This window comes from Trinickia dabaoshanensis (genome assembly GCF_002879885.1).
Taxonomy (GTDB): domain Bacteria; phylum Pseudomonadota; class Gammaproteobacteria; order Burkholderiales; family Burkholderiaceae; genus Trinickia; species Trinickia dabaoshanensis.
The window spans coordinates 64,111-79,833 of sequence record NZ_PNYA01000029.1; the positions used below are offsets into that span (position 1 = coordinate 64,111).

General features: G+C 60.9%; 14 protein-coding genes. 2 read left to right on the forward strand and 12 right to left on the reverse strand.

Annotated features, from left to right (window positions below; translation table 11 throughout):
* Positions 1 to 585: 585 nt before the first annotated feature.
* From C0Z18_RS26120 to C0Z18_RS26155, 8 genes are all read right to left on the reverse strand, one after another.
* The gene (locus C0Z18_RS26120; protein ID WP_102648366.1) at positions 586 to 927 is read right to left on the reverse strand and encodes an L-rhamnose mutarotase; all 342 of its coding nucleotides are present in this window, start codon (positions 925 to 927) and stop codon (positions 586 to 588) included.
* Between the two features lie 29 nt (positions 928 to 956).
* Complete coding sequence (locus tag C0Z18_RS26125) at positions 957 to 2,090, reverse strand: mannitol dehydrogenase family protein (RefSeq protein ID WP_102648367.1); 1,134 nt, start codon at positions 2,088 to 2,090, stop codon at positions 957 to 959.
* Positions 2,091 to 2,121: 31 nt separating this feature from the next.
* The gene (locus C0Z18_RS26130; RefSeq protein ID WP_102648368.1) at positions 2,122 to 3,132 is read right to left on the reverse strand and encodes a zinc-binding alcohol dehydrogenase family protein; all 1,011 of its coding nucleotides are present in this window, start codon (positions 3,130 to 3,132) and stop codon (positions 2,122 to 2,124) included.
* A 21-nt stretch (positions 3,133 to 3,153) separates the two neighbouring features.
* Complete coding sequence (locus C0Z18_RS26135; protein WP_102648369.1) at positions 3,154 to 4,029, reverse strand: amidohydrolase family protein; 876 nt, start codon at positions 4,027 to 4,029, stop codon at positions 3,154 to 3,156.
* On the reverse strand, positions 4,026 to 5,042 hold the full coding sequence (locus C0Z18_RS26140) for an aldo/keto reductase (RefSeq protein WP_102648397.1): 1,017 nt from the start codon (positions 5,040 to 5,042) through the stop codon (positions 4,026 to 4,028). Before C0Z18_RS26140 ends, C0Z18_RS26135 begins: the two co-directional genes overlap by 4 nt.
* 98 nt (positions 5,043 to 5,140) lie before the next feature.
* Positions 5,141 to 6,088: an ABC transporter substrate-binding protein gene (locus C0Z18_RS26145; protein WP_102648370.1), complete on the reverse strand. Its 948-nt coding sequence runs from the start codon at positions 6,086 to 6,088 to the stop codon at positions 5,141 to 5,143.
* Positions 6,089 to 6,126: 38 nt separating this feature from the next.
* A complete protein-coding gene (locus tag C0Z18_RS26150; protein WP_102648371.1) occupies positions 6,127 to 7,158 on the reverse strand; it encodes an ABC transporter permease in 1,032 nt (343 codons plus the stop codon).
* Positions 7,151 to 8,701, reverse strand: coding sequence for a sugar ABC transporter ATP-binding protein (locus C0Z18_RS26155; protein ID WP_102648398.1), 1,551 nt, complete (start codon positions 8,699 to 8,701; stop codon positions 7,151 to 7,153). Before C0Z18_RS26155 ends, C0Z18_RS26150 begins: the two co-directional genes overlap by 8 nt.
* A 232-nt stretch (positions 8,702 to 8,933) precedes the next feature.
* Here C0Z18_RS26155 and C0Z18_RS26160 point away from each other — a divergent pair, with 232 nt between their 5' ends.
* Together C0Z18_RS26160 and C0Z18_RS26165 are read left to right on the forward strand one after the other, a co-directional pair.
* Positions 8,934 to 9,626, forward strand: coding sequence for a FadR/GntR family transcriptional regulator (locus tag C0Z18_RS26160; protein WP_102648399.1), 693 nt, complete (start codon positions 8,934 to 8,936; stop codon positions 9,624 to 9,626).
* 278 nt (positions 9,627 to 9,904) lie between these two features.
* A complete protein-coding gene (locus C0Z18_RS26165; protein ID WP_102648372.1) occupies positions 9,905 to 10,780 on the forward strand; it encodes a lipid A biosynthesis lauroyl acyltransferase in 876 nt (291 codons plus the stop codon).
* A 210-nt stretch (positions 10,781 to 10,990) separates the two neighbouring features.
* On the opposite strand, the gene treF is transcribed toward C0Z18_RS26165, so the two are convergent.
* From treF to C0Z18_RS26185, 4 genes are all read right to left on the reverse strand, one after another.
* Positions 10,991 to 12,598: an alpha,alpha-trehalase TreF gene (gene treF / locus C0Z18_RS26170; protein WP_408647126.1), complete on the reverse strand. Its 1,608-nt coding sequence runs from the start codon at positions 12,596 to 12,598 to the stop codon at positions 10,991 to 10,993.
* A 2-nt stretch (positions 12,599 to 12,600) separates the two neighbouring features.
* Positions 12,601 to 13,380 (reverse strand): SDR family NAD(P)-dependent oxidoreductase, encoded by a 780-nt coding sequence (locus C0Z18_RS26175; protein ID WP_233217491.1) that lies wholly within the window; start codon positions 13,378 to 13,380, stop codon positions 12,601 to 12,603.
* Positions 13,381 to 13,456: 76 nt separating this feature from the next.
* Positions 13,457 to 14,809 carry a DEAD/DEAH box helicase gene (locus tag C0Z18_RS26180; RefSeq protein ID WP_199189557.1) on the reverse strand — a complete coding sequence of 451 codons (1,353 nt, stop codon included), beginning with the start codon at positions 14,807 to 14,809 and terminating at the stop codon, positions 13,457 to 13,459.
* A 124-nt stretch (positions 14,810 to 14,933) separates the two neighbouring features.
* Positions 14,934 to 15,557 (reverse strand): glutathione S-transferase family protein, encoded by a 624-nt coding sequence (locus C0Z18_RS26185; RefSeq protein WP_102648374.1) that lies wholly within the window; start codon positions 15,555 to 15,557, stop codon positions 14,934 to 14,936.
* Between the last annotated feature and the right edge of the window lie 166 nt (positions 15,558 to 15,723).

Genomic DNA, 15,723 nt, shown 5'->3' on the forward strand with positions numbered 1-15,723 from the left:
TATTCCCGACCCTGTATCGTTCGGGCTCACCGGTATCGTGCGAGCCGGCATCACAGGTGGATGGAAATCGTAGTCGATGAAACCGCCCGAGGTATCGATGCGTGGCATTTAGTTCTCCAAAACGATTCGCCCCGTCGCGGGCGAACAGGGTCCCCCGCACCGGTGAGCTGGAATGAGCAAGCACTATGGAATTAGCCTTTAATTAGCAGTGGATGACCCACGCCAACGGCCGTTGTTCGCAAACTTATTTATTGATTTGATATCGCCACTCGTTTTGACGATCATTCTCGCCCTAATAAGTGGAAACGTTTACGACTATAGTTTTGGCTATAAACTAATTTGATGCCGCCTCGAATTTCCGTAGTCTCGGCGTAATATCCGGAGGGGCAGGTGTAATGTCTACGGGCGTCGCGGGCCGGGCCTGCTAAAAGTGGTAGCCGCAGGCCCGGATCGACAATGAGGGAGAGAGTGGATGACCCGCAGCACGCGCTTTCTTCTCCACCGTTGATAAGCGCCCGATTATGCTAAATGCGTGAAGCTTGCCATCGCCCAACCAGCGCGACGTTGCAACGCCTCGCGCGAACCCTATCGCTGCTGCTGCAAATCGAATATTCGATCCATCGTCACCCACTTTTGTCCCGTGGGCGTCCAAGGGGTGGGGGCTTGAAACTCCCACATCAACGTTTCCCATTGTCGAACCACGGGATTGCTCGACGCCGCTTGGGCCATTCGATCGGCGTCGTAGACGGCATCGTCCGTCTCCATGATCATAAACAGCCGGGTGCCCAAGCGATAGATTTCCATACTCGAGACGCCGTGCTCTCGTATATGGCCGACGACCTCGGGCCAAACGTCCCGATGAAACACCTCGTAGCGGGAGATGAGTTCGGGATCGTCTTTCAAGTCCAACGCAAGGCAGTAGCGCATGGTCCTCTTCTCGTCCTAATCTTCGATTGTTAGATGAGTTCACGCTTGCCGAGCAAGCCGCGCAAGCGCGGTTGAGCGTTCGTCATCGAGAGTGAGTTCGCGAGTTCGATCAGCGGCAACACTCGCCGTTTGACCTTCGCTATATGGTTTTGCGCGATGTCCGAGATGCGGTGCTCCAGGTAAGGATTGCTAAACCGCTCGCGAACGCTCGATACGTACTCTTCGGCCTGAACACGCATGCCGATCGCCTCGAATACGGGCAGGACTTCTTCTTGCCATACAGCCTCGATATCGGCGCGCATACGCGCATCGTGCATCGCCTCGAGCACCGTTTCCGACATCGACCGCTGCTCGGTAAGCCACTGCTCCGCCAGCCAACTATGGCCGAGGTTCAGGAAAAAGAGTTTCAACCGTTCGTGGCTCCGCAAGTCGTCCGTCAGAACGATGCTCTCGTGCGTGCAGGGCAATTCCATTCCCGTCCGTCGCTCGATGGCCCACAGGGCATAGGGCTCGGCAACCGCGCCGACGGGGTCGATAGGCGCCGACACGATCCGATCCACGAGTGAGTTCACCCAAACACATCGGTGCCGGGCGTATTCGATGAACGAATCGGGCAGCGACCATTGCTTCGCGAGGCCAAGCACGATCTCGCGCAACGTGTCGCCGTTGTTCTCCACTAACTCGCAAGGGAAAATCGATACACCGTCGGCGGGACGTTCTTGCCAGCGCGAATGAAGCAACGCGAGAAGCTTCGCCGGATAGCTGCGCGGCGCGGCGCTATCCTTTGATAGCACATCGATCGAATCCCGCTCGTCGAGGCGGTAGCCGGTGTCGCCGGTGTTCGACACGATCACGCGCACGTCTTCGATCGCCGACCGGCGTATCGTCGCCCAGTCGCGATCGGCAATCCACGCCGAGCGAATGGCATCGCAGACGACCACCCTATCGACGACGGCACCGTGCTCATTCCCGCGGATACGCACCGGATAGCTCGCTTGCCGCGCCAACGCCGCGACGCGCGCATGACTGGCGGCATTGCCGGTGGTCTGCACGACGCTGATGCCGCCGATGGCATCGCCCCGCTCCAGCGCTTGCGAAACGAACAGCGCGACGTGCGCCAGCAGAAACCGGCTCGTGCCGAACTGAAGTATGGGTTCACTCATGGCCGCTTTCCCGTACGTCCCATGACATGGCTCAGCACTCCACCAACGCCTTGACCACCGTTTGCCCAGTCTCCAGCAAACGCGGAAACGCTTCCGGAACATCGGCAAGCCGCATTCGATGCGTGTTCAACGCTTGATCCGGAATACGGCCCGCACGCATCGCTTCGAGCACGGTCTCGAAATCGGCGGTGGTCGCGTTCCGGCTCGCAAGCAAAGTCGTCTCGCGCTTATGAAACTCCGGATCGGAGAACGTCACCTGCCCGGGCACGATAGAGATCAACGTATATTTTCCGCCGTGCGCCACGAAGGCGAACCCGCGGTTCATTGCGTCGATATTGCCCGTCGCGTCGAAAACGGCATCGAAAAACTCATTGTTCGTGAGCGATGCGAGCTGCTCGGCGTCGTTGGGACCGACACTGACGGCCGCATCGACGTTCAATTGCGATGTGCAAAATTCGAGGCGATCGGCGCGCGTATCGAGACACGTCACATTGGCGCCCCGAAGCTTCGCAAAGATCATGGCGGCCATGCCGATCGGACCGGCCCCGACTACCAACACGCGTTGACCGGCCGACACCTCCGCGCGCCGTACCGCGTGCGCCCCGATCGCCAAAAACTCCAGCATCGCCGCTTGATCGAGCGTGACGCCTTCAGCCTTGTGAACGAACTGCGCGGGTACGCTGAGGTACTCGGCGAGCGCGCCGTCACGATGCACGCCCAGCACCTTGATCTCGACGCAGCAGTTGGTCTTACCTTGTCTGCATGCGACGCAACGTCCGCATGACAAATACGGCATCACATAGACACCGTCGCCCGGAGCGAATCCCGAGTTCTGTTCCGCCTCGACGACCAGGCCCGAAAACTCATGCCCCATCACACGAGGGTACTGAAGATAGGGTTGGTTGCCCGTAAAGATGTGCAAGTCGGTACCGCAAATTCCAACTCGCGATACCCGCAGCAATACTTCGCCTTCACCTCGAACAGGCATATCGGACTGCTGCGCACGCAACACTCCGGGTGATTCGCAAATCACGCTAAGCATAGGGATTTCCTCTTGATCAAATCATGCGTGGCGAAGGGTGTCGCCGACGCGATAAAACGTGTATGCGTTGCCGCCGAAAACGTCGGAGACGGCGTCCGCGCCCAAAAACCGCGTGCAATCGTCCTCGCATGCGGCCAGCCATGCGCCATAACCGTCGGAGCCAGGGGCGAGACGCAACACGGGCCAGTCGCTGCCCCACATCAATCGCCGCGCGCCGAATAGCTCAGTCACCGCTCGGACATAGGGCCGAACACGGCTTCTGAGCGCGTCGTCATCGGCCGCGTCGCCGGCCTCGGTCCAAAGCCCGGAGAGCTTGCAATGCACGTTGGGCAGGAGCGCGAGCCTAGTCATCGCGGACAGCCACGGCTCGACCTGCTTTGTCGCTATGTGCGGCTTCGCGCCGTGATCGACGACGATCCGCAGGTCCGGATAGCGCCGGGCAAATTCGTATAGCGCATCGAGATGGCGCGGCATCACCAGTGCATCGAAGCGCAAATCATGGTCGATCATGGCCGCCACGGCGCCATCCAAAATCGGATCGTCGATCCACGCGTCGTCCGGTAGGTCTTGAAGCATCGGCCGTAGCCCACGCGCCTTCGGTTGCGCGGCGAATGCCGCGATTTTGGTTGCCGCATCCGCAGCCTTCATATCGACCCACCCGACGACAGCGCACACGGTCGGCGTTCGCTCCGCGAGTTCGAGCAAAAAGCGCGTGTCATTCTCGGTAGGTAGCGACTGCACGAGAACCGTTCCGCTGATTCGGGCCGCGTCCAACTCGGGCGCAATATCCGCCGGACCGAAATCGCGATGGATCGCATTCAACTCGGGAGGCGGCCAGTAGCCGGCACGATCGCCGATTTGCCAGTAGTGCTGGTGCGCATCGATACGCGGCGTCATGCTTGCCCCTCCGGAACCGGTACATTGGCGGCGATCAATCCCTCATCGCGCAACGCCTGCCAATACTGCGGGGGTATCGGCCGCTCGAGCCATGCGATGTTCTGCTCCAATTGCGCGGCCGTGCGCGCGCCGACGACGCATGAAACGACAGCCCGATGGGCAAAGGGGAATTGCAGCGCAGCCGCCGGAAGCGGTACGTCGAAGCGCGCGCTGACATCGGCTAGGCGCCGCACCTTTTCAACGACCGAGGCTGGCGCATCCGCATAATTGAACTTGCCGTTACCGGCGAGTACGCCTGAATTGAATACGCCTGCGGCAACGACAGCCGTTTCAGCACGGATGCACGCGTCGAGCAGCGGCTCGAGCGCGGTCTGTTCAAGTAGCGTGTACCGTCCGGCGAGCATGACCACATCGAGCGGCACTTCGTTCATCGCATCGACGACGACCTCCCACTCGTTGACACCGAGGCCGATCGCCCGCACCGCGCCGCTCTCGCGCAACTGCGTCAAGGCGCGGAAACCGCCGCCTTCCGTAAGCTGAGCCCAGTAGTGCGCGTGGCGATCGGCATGCGTCACCGTTCCGATATCGTGCACGTAGAGGATGTCGATGCGTGTCATCCCAAGCCGCTGCAAGCTATCCTCGTACGAGCGCATGATGCCGCCGTAGGTATAGTCGAAGATCGGCCGAAAAGGCAGCGGCTCGGCCCAGCCGTCTTCGCCGGGCTGCACGCCGGCATCGGGACACATCAAGCGGCCCACCTTCGTGCTCAGTGAAAAGGTTTCCCTCGCGCGGTTCGAAAGCGCCTGCCCAATGCGTCGCTCGGAAAGCGTAAAGCCGTAGTACGGTGCCGTATCGAAGTAGCGTAGGCCGGCCGACCACGCGGCCTCGACGAGCGCCTGCGCATCGGCCGACGACATCGGACGATAGAGGCCGCCGAGTTGAGAGCACCCGAACCCCAGGGCAGTCAGTTCGAGTCCACTGCGCGGCAAGGTATGTATTTCGCGAGCGTTGATCATCGAGGGACGCAATCGAGAAAGGGTCAATCGTTATGGATACCGAACGAGGCACTGCGCCGATCAGGCACCGGCATCGGCGCAGGCCATCCGCACGGTTAGTAAAGAACGTTCTTCGCCGCAGGCGAGTCGAGGTTTTTTTTGTCGACCATCACGACGCCCGTATCGATATCCTTCGCGACAGGCTTGTGTTCGATCACGTTGACGACCGTCTGAATGCCCTTGTATCCCATCTGATAGGAGCCTTGAACGGCAATGCCTTGGATCGTCCCGTCGCGTACGAAATTTTGCAGATCCTGATTGCCGTCGAACCCGATCGCCACGACTTTGCCGGCCTTGCCCGACTGCTTGAGCGCCCGGCCGACTCCGATCGCGGTCGGCTCGTTCGCACCGAAAATCCCTTTCAGGTCAGGGTTCGCGGAGAGCACGTCGGTGGTCTGATTCAGCGCCGTCGCCATCTGCGATTGCGAGTAGTACGGGCCGACGATCTGCAGCTTCGAATGTGCGGCGAGATACTTCTTGAAGCCGCCGACACGCCCGATCTCGGATCCCGCGCCCGGCACGTAGGACATGAGCGCGATCTTTCCCGTCTGGCCGACTCGGTCGATCAGCGCCTGCGCGCAAAGCTCACCGGCCTTCTCGTTATCGGTCGACAAGAACGACTGGTAGTACTGCTTGCCGGCGTCGGACAGCGCGGAGTCGATCAGCACGACGGGAATGTGCGCTTCCCACGCCTTCTTGATCGCAGGGACGAGCGCGTCGGGATCGGACGGTGCGAGCACGATGCCCGCGACGTGCCGGTTGACCGCGTTCTCGACCATATTCACTTCATCCGTGATATCGGATTCGGCGGCCGGGCCTTGGAAGGTCATCGTGAAACCCTTCGCGTCATCGAGTGCGGCCTTCGCGCCTTTCTGCACGTTCTGCCAGTAATTCGAATTGACCGTCTTGACGATCACCGCGATCTCGCCGCCGGCCGCATAAGCGCCGGTGCTGAATGCCGCGCACAACAATGCCGATACGGCAAAAATCGAAAGCCTCTGCATGTCTCGCTCCTCTATTTTCATGGTTGAACTACGCTTGATTACCGCTTCCTGCTTCGCAATTGATCGATCCAAACGGTGCCTAGAATCACGACGCCGATGATGATCTGCTGGATGAAGCTGGATACCCCGTTCATGTTCAGGCCGTTGCGCAGCACGCCGATCACGAACGCGCCGATGGCCGTGCCCGAGATCGTGCCCACGCCGCCCATCAACGACGTTCCGCCGATCACCGCACTGGCGATCGCATCGAGCTCGTACATGACGCCTTCATTGGGTTGTCCGGTCACGAGACGCGACATCAACACGCAACCGGTGACGCCGGCCAACGCGCCGGAGAGCACGTAGGTGAACATCGTCACGCCGCGAACGTTGACGCCGGAGAGACGGGCCGCTTCGGGGTTGGACCCGACGGCGTAGATGTGGCGCCCTAGCGAAGTCTTCGACAAAAGAATGGCACCGGCGATGAAGAGCACGACCATGATGACGACCGGATACGGAATCCCCGGAAACGTCGTGTCCGGAAATCCGTCGGCGCCGATATGCGAGATCCGGAACAGCGCGCCGTTACCGAGCGCCCCGAACGCATTGCCGAGATCCGAGACCGGCCGCGCGCCGGTAATCTGCAACGCGAGACCTCTTGCGACGAGCATCATGCCGAGTGTCGCGATGAACGGCGGCAACCCCATCCGTGTGACGCAGGTGCCGTTGACGTATCCGCACAGCGCCCCCACGAGCACGCCGCAAAGCATCGCGACGGGCACCGGTATGCCCGACTTGGCGAGCAACGCGGCGGAAACGCCGGCAAGCGCGAGCACCGAGCCGACCGACAGGTCGATGCCGCCTGTGATGATGACGCAGGTTGCGGCCACGCCCAGATAGGCGATTGACGTCACTTGCAAGCTGACCGTCATCATGTTGCCGACGGAAAAGAACGCCGAGCTCGTGACCGAAAACGCAATGACCAATGCAACGAGACTACCCAGCGCCGCGAACTTTTGAATCAGGTCGCGGCGTCGCTGCCTTGCCGAGCGCTCGGCGGGCTGACTACGATCGGATGTCATTTCAAGCATGTGTACGCCCCGAAGCAAAGTGCATGATCTCCTCCTGACCGGTTTTTTTCGTATCGAGAACGGCCGTTATGCGGCCTTCGTGAAAGACGGCGATCCGATCCGTCATTCCAAGCAGCTCGGGCAACTCCGAACTGATCAGCACGACACCGACGCCGTCCGCGGCGAGCCGATCCATCAGCCCGTAAATGGCAAACTTGGCGCCCACGTCGATCCCGCGCGTGGGCTCATCGAAGAATAAGATCTTCGATCCTCGGTACAGCCATTTACCGATGACGACCTTCTGCTGGTTGCCGCCCGATAAATTGCGAACGATCTGTTCGACCGACGGCGTGCGAATGGCCAGGTCTTGCACGTAACGGCGTGCGATCGCGGCTTCTTCATCGAAGCGTAAGAAGCCCGTGCGCGACGAAATGCCGTCGACGTTCGTAAGCGTGATATTCGCGGCGACGGACATTCCGAGCGCGAGGCCCTCTTGTTTGCGGTCTTCCGACAAGTAAGCGATGCCATGACGAATCGCTTCGCGCGGCGAGCGAATCGCCACGCGGCCGCCGTTCAACTCGACCTCGCCTTCGTCCAAGCGGTCCGCGCCGAAAATCGCTCGGGCGACCTCGGTGCGGCCGGCGCCCATGAGACCCGCAAAGCCGAGGATTTCGCCTTTGCGCAATTCGAACGACACGGGACCGAACACGCCGTTGCGGCGCAAATTGCGCGCGTTGAGCAGCACCTCTTGCGTCGGTACGGATTGCCGCGCCGGGTACGCATCGTCGAGCGACCGTCCGACCATGCGCGCGACGATGTCGTTCACCGTCAACGCCGAGAAATCGTCCGTCGAGATATGCCTGCCATCGCGCATGACCGTCACGCGATCGACGATCTGAGCCATCTCGTCGAGGCGATGCGAGATGTAAAGAATCGCCACGCCGGCCGCACGCAGTTCTTGAATGATCCGAAAGAGCTGCCCGGTTTCCGATTCGGTCAAGGAAGACGTTGGTTCGTCCATGATCAACACGGTCGAATCGAACGAAAGCGCCTTCGCGATTTCCACCATCTGCTGCTGCGCGATCGACAGCGTGCCCACTTGCGTCGTGGGTGCCACGTCCAAGCCGATCCGCTGCAAGCAGCGCACCGCGTCGGCGTTCAGCTTGCGGGTATCGACGAACGGTCCGCGCTTCGGCTCGCGTGCGAGATAGAGATTCTCCGCGACGCTCAAATGCGGTACGAGATTCAGCTCCTGGTGAATGATCGCGATGCCCGCGGCCTGTGCCTCCGACGTCGAACCGAACCGCACCGGCTGGCCGCGGTAATGGATGGTGCCTTCATCGGGTTGATACTGGCCGCTGATGATTTTCATCAGCGTCGATTTGCCGGCGCCGTTCTCGCCGCAGACCGCGTGCACCTCTCCCGCGCGAAGGTCCAGACGAATGCCGTCGAGCGCGACTACACCGGGAAATCGCTTCACGACGCCTTCGAGGCGAAGGATCTCCCGGCCCGGGACGTCCGGATCGGCAACGGCGAGACTGGGTGAACTGCTGGGCACTGTCATCACGTCTCCATGTGCGGCCAACCTGGCTTGCGGCCGGTCAGTCCAATTTAGATGGATTAGAGCCAAATTTTTTGTCATGGTCAAGCCAATGTTTATTTATCTGCACCGCTCTTACCAATAGTAGAAACCCTGGTATCGCCACCAATCACCTGCCAGGTAAAGGTTCTGAGCCACCGTGCTAGACTTCGCCCCAGGCAGCGCGCGCCTCCCTCGCGTCCCTTTCACTCGCATGATGAAATCAACAGAACCCAAGCGGCTTTACCAATCCGTCGCCACGCAGATCCTCGCGCTGATCCGCCAAGGCGAATTTCCGCCCGGCGAACGCTTGCCGCCGGAACGTGAACTCGCGCTGAAACTGGGCGTGTCGCGACCGTCGCTGCGCGAAGCGTTGATCGCGCTCGAGATAGGCGGTCAGGTCGAGATTCGAATGGGATCGGGCGTTTATGTCTGCGAGCCGAGCGAGGACGCCGCGGGCACGGTGGGAGCGCTAGGGGACAGCCCTTCGGAATTGATGCAGGCACGCGCCGCGATCGAAGGCAGTGTGGTCATGCTGGCGGCGGCGCATATGACCGCCGCGATGTTGGATCGGTTACGTCGTACAGTCGAACGGATGCGTCGGCTCGCGGCGGCAGGTAAATCACCGGTCGAAGCAGACCGGCAATTCCATATGTTGATTGCGGAAGCCGCCGGCAACTCGGTACTCAGCCGCTACGTGGGAGAGTTGTTCGACAGTCGCCACGATCCGATTGCGGCCGCGATGCGAGGTCATGCGGAAAGCGCCCAAACGTGGACGGCGGCCGTGCAAGAACACGAGGCCGTGCTCAAGGGTTTGCAGGCCGGCGACCCCATCGCCGCGCAAACGGCGATGCGCGCGCATCTCATGGCTTCGGAGGAGCGATGGATGAGCGGTGCGTTGAAATCGTAATCCGATGACTTGAGAAACCCACGCTGTGGCCGCGCGGCATCGATACCGGCATCGATATCGCGTAATCGGAATCGTCGCAATAGGTCCGAACAAATCCGCCTGTTACACTCGCAACATTCGCGAGTCGTCCCCTTGATCCGGTCATCCGGCTTGGGCTGTGCAGTCCATGACCGGCAACTCGAGCGAAACCATTCTTGTGAAGCGGCGGCGAACGGAAAGTTGGCCTGCCTGGCGTTTCACGGCACTTTCCACACTTCACGATCCAGAAGGGACACGCATTGAAGCGCCTCAGCCTTGTGCTCATCGTAGCGTTGCTACGCGTACTTTCCGTACTCCCTTATAAGTTCGTCGCAAGGCTCGGGATGGTTGTCGGCACGGTGTTGTTCGCGCTGCCGAGCCGCCGCAAACGTATCGTCCTCGTGAACTTGGGCCTTTGCTTCCCCGAGAAGACCAGCCAAGAACGTCAGACGCTCGCGAGAGAGCACTTTCGCCACGTCGTTCGCAGCTATCTCGAGCGAGGCATTCAGTGGTTCGGCCGTGCGCAGGCGATCCGGGACATCGTCCAGATCGAAAGCAAGATCGATCTCGACGACGAGGCAGCCCCGCCCACCATCTTCATGGGGTTTCACTTCGTGGCCATCGAAGTCGGGTGCATGCTGTACTCGACGCATCTGCCTGTCGCCTCCCTGTACACGCGGATGTCGAATACAGCCCTATGCGACTTGGCCAAGCGGCAACGCGGACGATTCGGCGCGGAGATGATCGAGCGCGCGACCAGCGCCAGAAAGATCGTGGGATTGTTGCGGTCGGGCAAACCCGTCATGCTCGCGGCGGATATGGACCACGGCATCGACAACTCTGTTTTCGTTCCTTTCTTCGGCATTCCCGCCTGCACACTCACAGCCGTTTCGCGTCTCGCGAGACTGGGACGTGCGCGGGTCGTTCCGTTCGTGACCGAGGTGCTTCCGAATTACGAAGGGTATAAGTTGACGATTTTCGAGCCGCTCGTGGACTTCCCATCGGAATGCGATACGGTGGACGCACGCCGCATGAATGCGTTTCTCGAGGAACAGATCGTCAAGTTTCCCGAGCAGTACTACTGGGTGCATCGACGCTTCAAGCACCGGCCGCCGGGGATGGCATCGGTGTATTGAAGCGTTCGGGCGCCGGTCGATGCGAGCCTCAACGCAAAGACGCCGGATCGGCGCTGCCTGGAGGCATTCGAGCTGCAAAAACGTATCGGCCGCAACGTCGAAGCAACCGCGCTCCCCCGGATGACCGCGGTCGTGCGAATGTAGGGCGCGACAGGCTGCGCGGCCGCGAGTATGTCTTCCTGAGTGCCCGCACGTAGCACCGGCCTTCGATCAACTCCCGGCACGACTGCTGTTCGCTTCGTGTTCGGGATGCTCGTCGAGCAGCTTGCGCACGACGCCGTTGGTCCATCCGAAACCATCTTGCAGCGGGTATTCGCCGCCGCCACCGCCACTCGCCGCATCGATGTCCCGATGCAGCGAGTATTTTTCCACGAGCTTGAACTCGCGTTCATAGACGGCCGCAACCGTGGCAAGCCAGCGGTGCGCGATCTCGCGCCCGAGCGCCTGCTCCCCGTAGCGGATCAACCCGCGCGTCGCCATCCATTGCAACGGGGCCCATCCATTGGGTTGGTCCCATTGCTGCCGGCTGGCTTGCTCGGTCGTTCGCACACCGCCCGCCGCCAACAGTCGAGATTCGAGCGCACGCGCAGCGCGATGCGCTTGCTCATGTGACGCCAGCCCGACATACAGCGGCACCGCGAGCGCGGCGCTCAATCCTTCGCGCTGGACGCCGAGCCGCCAATCGTAGTCGACGAACGCTCCGTCCTTTTCGCTCCACAGGTAGCGATCGATGGCGCGACGGCGGGACGCGGCGCGACTCGCGAACGCGTCGGCCGTCGCCGCATCGCCGTGAGCACGTGCAAGCTTTTCGATCTGCGTCTCGAGCTTGTAAAGGAAGCTGTTCAAATCGATGGGTAAGATCGACGTGGTGCGGATCGTCGATAGATCGCTCGGATCGGCGAGCCAACGCGAGCTGAAGTCCCAGCCCGACTCGGCCCCTGCCCGAAGGTCTCGATACACCTCGCCGCGCTCCCTCGCGCTGCGCGCCGCTGTATCGACGTCCTCCAGATAGCCCTCGTCACGCGGCGTATCGCGTTCGTCCCAATAGCGGTTCAATAGCGCGCCGTCGGGTAACCGCACGACATGCCGCGCCGCCTCGCCCGGCGCCAGGTCCTCGGCGCATTCCATCCAGTAAGCGTACTCGCGCTTCAGTTGCGGCAGATACCGAATGGCGGGCTGGACGCCGTGCGTCTCGAACAGGTCGACCATCATCGCAAACACGGGCGGCTGCGAGCGGCTCAGGTAATACGTTCGATTGCCGTTCGGGATATGCCCGTAGTGATCGACCAGGAAGGCGAAGTTGTCGGCCATGCTGGTCAGCAGATGGCGCCGCCCGCTTTCCGCCAGGCCGAGCATCGTGAAGTAGGAGTCCCAGTAGTACATCTCGCTGAAACGTCCTCCGGGCACGACGTAGTCGTACGGGAGCGGCAATAGCGAGCTGTTCGCCGGATGGTGGCGCGGCTCGCGCCTGAGCACCGGCCATAGCGAGTCGATGTGCGCGGCGAGCGACTGCTGCGTATCCGCGACGTAGTGCTCGGCCGGCACGCTCTCGCGCGCGAAATGCCGCGTCACGAAATTCTTCAGATCGAAACCGGGCAGCCTATGATCGGCGCGATAGCGCCGCATGATTTCGACGGGGTCCACGCAAGGCACGCAATCCGGAAACGATTTGCTGTCGTCGAACACGCGCCCCATCTGCACGGCGACGAACAACTCCTGATAGCGGTCGGCCGGCGTCAGTACGTCGGATGGCGCGACGTGTGCGACATCCGGCGCCGCGCCGCCGGTGGCCAACATGTTATCCGCGGCTATCGTCATACTCATTGCTCCGCGTAATTCCACAGCAATCCACCGTCGACGTAGAGCGTCGAACCGGTGACATAGTCGGCCTCGTCCGAAGCCAAGAACAGTACGGCGTTAGCGACATCGAGCGGCTTGCCCAATCGCTTGAGGGGAATGTTGCCGAGCAGCGCGGTCAGTTGTGCCGGATCATGGAGCAAGCGGTCGTTGATCGACGTGCCGATCGCGCCCGGCGCAACGTTATTGACGGTAATGCCGAGCGGAGCAAGCTCGATCGCGAGATTGCGCATCATCATTTTCATACCGCCTTTGCTGGCGCAGTAACTCGTGAAATGGGGAAACGGCAATTCTTCGTGCACCGAGCTGATGTTGACGATACGTCCACCGCGCTGCGCATCGCGCAAATGACTCACGAATGCTTGCGTAACGAAAAACGCGCCTTTCAAATTGATGTCGAGGACACGATCGTAGTCCTCTTCGGTCACATCGAGGAACGATGCATTGTGCTCTATGCCCGCATTGTTGACCAACACATCGAGCGAGCCCATCTGCTTGACCGCTTCTTCGATCAGCCGGGGGCCCGCCTGCGTAGCACTGATATCGGCGGCCACGATGCACCCGTCGCTTCCCGCGGCGCGCACGTCGGCCAACGTCTGCCGGGCACGGTCGTCGTCACGCAGGTCGTTGACGACGATCTTCGCGCCCTCCTGCGCCAAACGCACGGCAACAGCTCGACCGATGCCCCGCCCCGCGCCGGTCACGAGCACGGTCTTGCCTTGCAATCTCATCACTTGTTCCATGCAAACTCCTTTGATTGCGCAATGGGCGAATATCTTGCTTACGCAATAAAGCAATTCGCACGCCCGGGGTCACAGATCACGATTGGCGTTTTCCGCGACCACCGGTGTGTTTGCCAACCGGCTTACGTGCAGACGCAGTTGGTTGGCCAATGCGTTTGCTTTCATTGCGCTGCGGGCGCGGTTTTTTGCCGGGCGCCTGCACGGTGCTCGACGCAGCTTGCGGCACTTTCTGCTTCTTCGGTTTTTTGGGCTTCTTGATGATGTCGCCCGTCGCGCTCGTTTGCGGCACGCGGTGTTCGGCTTCAAAACCCGGCTCTTCTTTACGGGGCAGCGTTTGCCGAATCAGTGCCTCGATCGCGGCCAGTTGCGGCGCTTCATCGGCACATACGAGCGAGACCGCCACGCCGCTGGCGCCCGCGCGGCCTGTACGACCGATACGATGCACATAATCTTGCGCGACGATCGGCAGATCGACGTTGATTACCAGCGGCAGATCGTCGATATCGAGCCCGCGCGCGGCGACGTCGGTGGCTACCAGCATCTGTACCTCGCCCGTCTTGAATCGCTCGAGCGCACGCAGGCGCGCCGGTTGAGGTTTATCGCCGTGGATGGTGTCGACCGCGTAACCCGCTTCATCCAACATGGCCGCTAGGTAATCGACGCCATTGCGAGTTTTGACGAACACCAGCGCGTGCTCCCAGCGGTTCTCGGCAACGAGATGCATGAAGAGATCGGGCTTGTTCCGCTTATCCACTGGAACGACCCACTGCTCGATCTTGCTGGCCGTGGCATTGGGCGGGCTGACACTGATATTGACCGGGCCGCGCAGAATGCGCGCCGCGATGGCGCGGATATCGTCGGTAAACGTCGCGGAGAACAGCAAGGTTTGCCGCTTCGCGGGCAAGGCGGCAAAGACGGCATCGAGTTCGCGCGCGAAGCCTAAATCCAGCATCCGGTCGGCTTCATCGAGCACCAGCGTTTGCACTTGATCGAACTGCACTGCGTTCTGACGATTGAGATCCAGCAAACGACCCGGCGTAGCGACGAGGACATCCACGCCTTTGCGCAGCTTCATCATCTGCGGGTTGATACTCACGCCGCCGTAAGCGGCCAGAAATCGCAAGTCGAGCCCGCTGCCGTACTCGATGAAACTTTGCAGCAGTTGTTCGGCCAGTTCACGCGTGGGCACCAGCACCAAAACGCGCGCGCGGTTGCTCGACACGGCCGGGCCATGCTGCACGAGCCGTTGCAACAGCGGCAGCGCAAAACCCGCCGTCTTGCCCGTGCCGGTCTGCGCGGCGGCCATGACGTCCTTGCCACTCAGCACGGCGGGAATCGCCTTGGCCTGCACCGGCGTAGGTGTCTTGTATTTGAGGCGCTGCACATTACGCAGCAAAGGTTCGATCAGGCCAAGCGACGCAAAAGACATCGGCGTATTCCGGGCTAAAGCCGCAATTCTACCGCTAGCGCTGGGTGCTAACCCCCTGCTCTTCGGCAACGCTTCGGGATCTACGCCTGTGGCGTGCACGTTCGCCCCGGCGATTGGCGACCACTTACGGCAAGCCGTTTCGGCAATAAGTCGCAAAGCCGGGCCGGTCGCTCAATCGATCGAAATATTCGGATACCGCGGGGAGATGGGGATGCTCGAACGGCGTGCCGAACCAGCGGTTGACCGACAATCCCACGACGATATCGGCGAGCGAGAACTGCTTTCCGGCAACGTATGCGTTCGTGGCGAGCAGCCGTGCGTTTAGTATGCGCATGTGCTTGGTCCAGCTCTCTATCGATCGCGCCGTCTCGTCCTCCGCCTGATGTTCTTCCGATTGCCGAACGAGGCGGAGGAATACATAGCTCCACGACCGATTGAGATCCGTCGCCTGCCAGTCCATCCATTGATCGACCGGGGCACGTGCGATCGGATCGGCCGGATAAAGATGCGCGCCGTCGTAGCGCGAGGCAAGGTAGCGAATGATGGAGTTGGACTCCCAGAGCACCAAGTCGTCGTCCTTCAGGACCGGCACCAGACCGTTCGGGTTCAAGGAAAGAAACTCGGGCGTCTGCGTGGATCGGAATCCCGTCCCCCAATCTTCCCGCTCGAAGCGCAGATTCAGTTCGGCGCAAGTCCACAGTACCTTGCGCACGTTGATGGACGATGCCTTTCCCAAGATTTTGAGCATACGAGGATCGTATAGATTCGGATGTCCGAAGTCTAAGCTTCAATCGGCATCGACTGCTATGTACATTTCGATAGATCGAAGCCATGACAGTACCGCCCGCCCATTGACGTTAAACCCGCGATAGCCGAATCAAATAGACCGGTTCAATTCTTCGCATTTGAGTGAG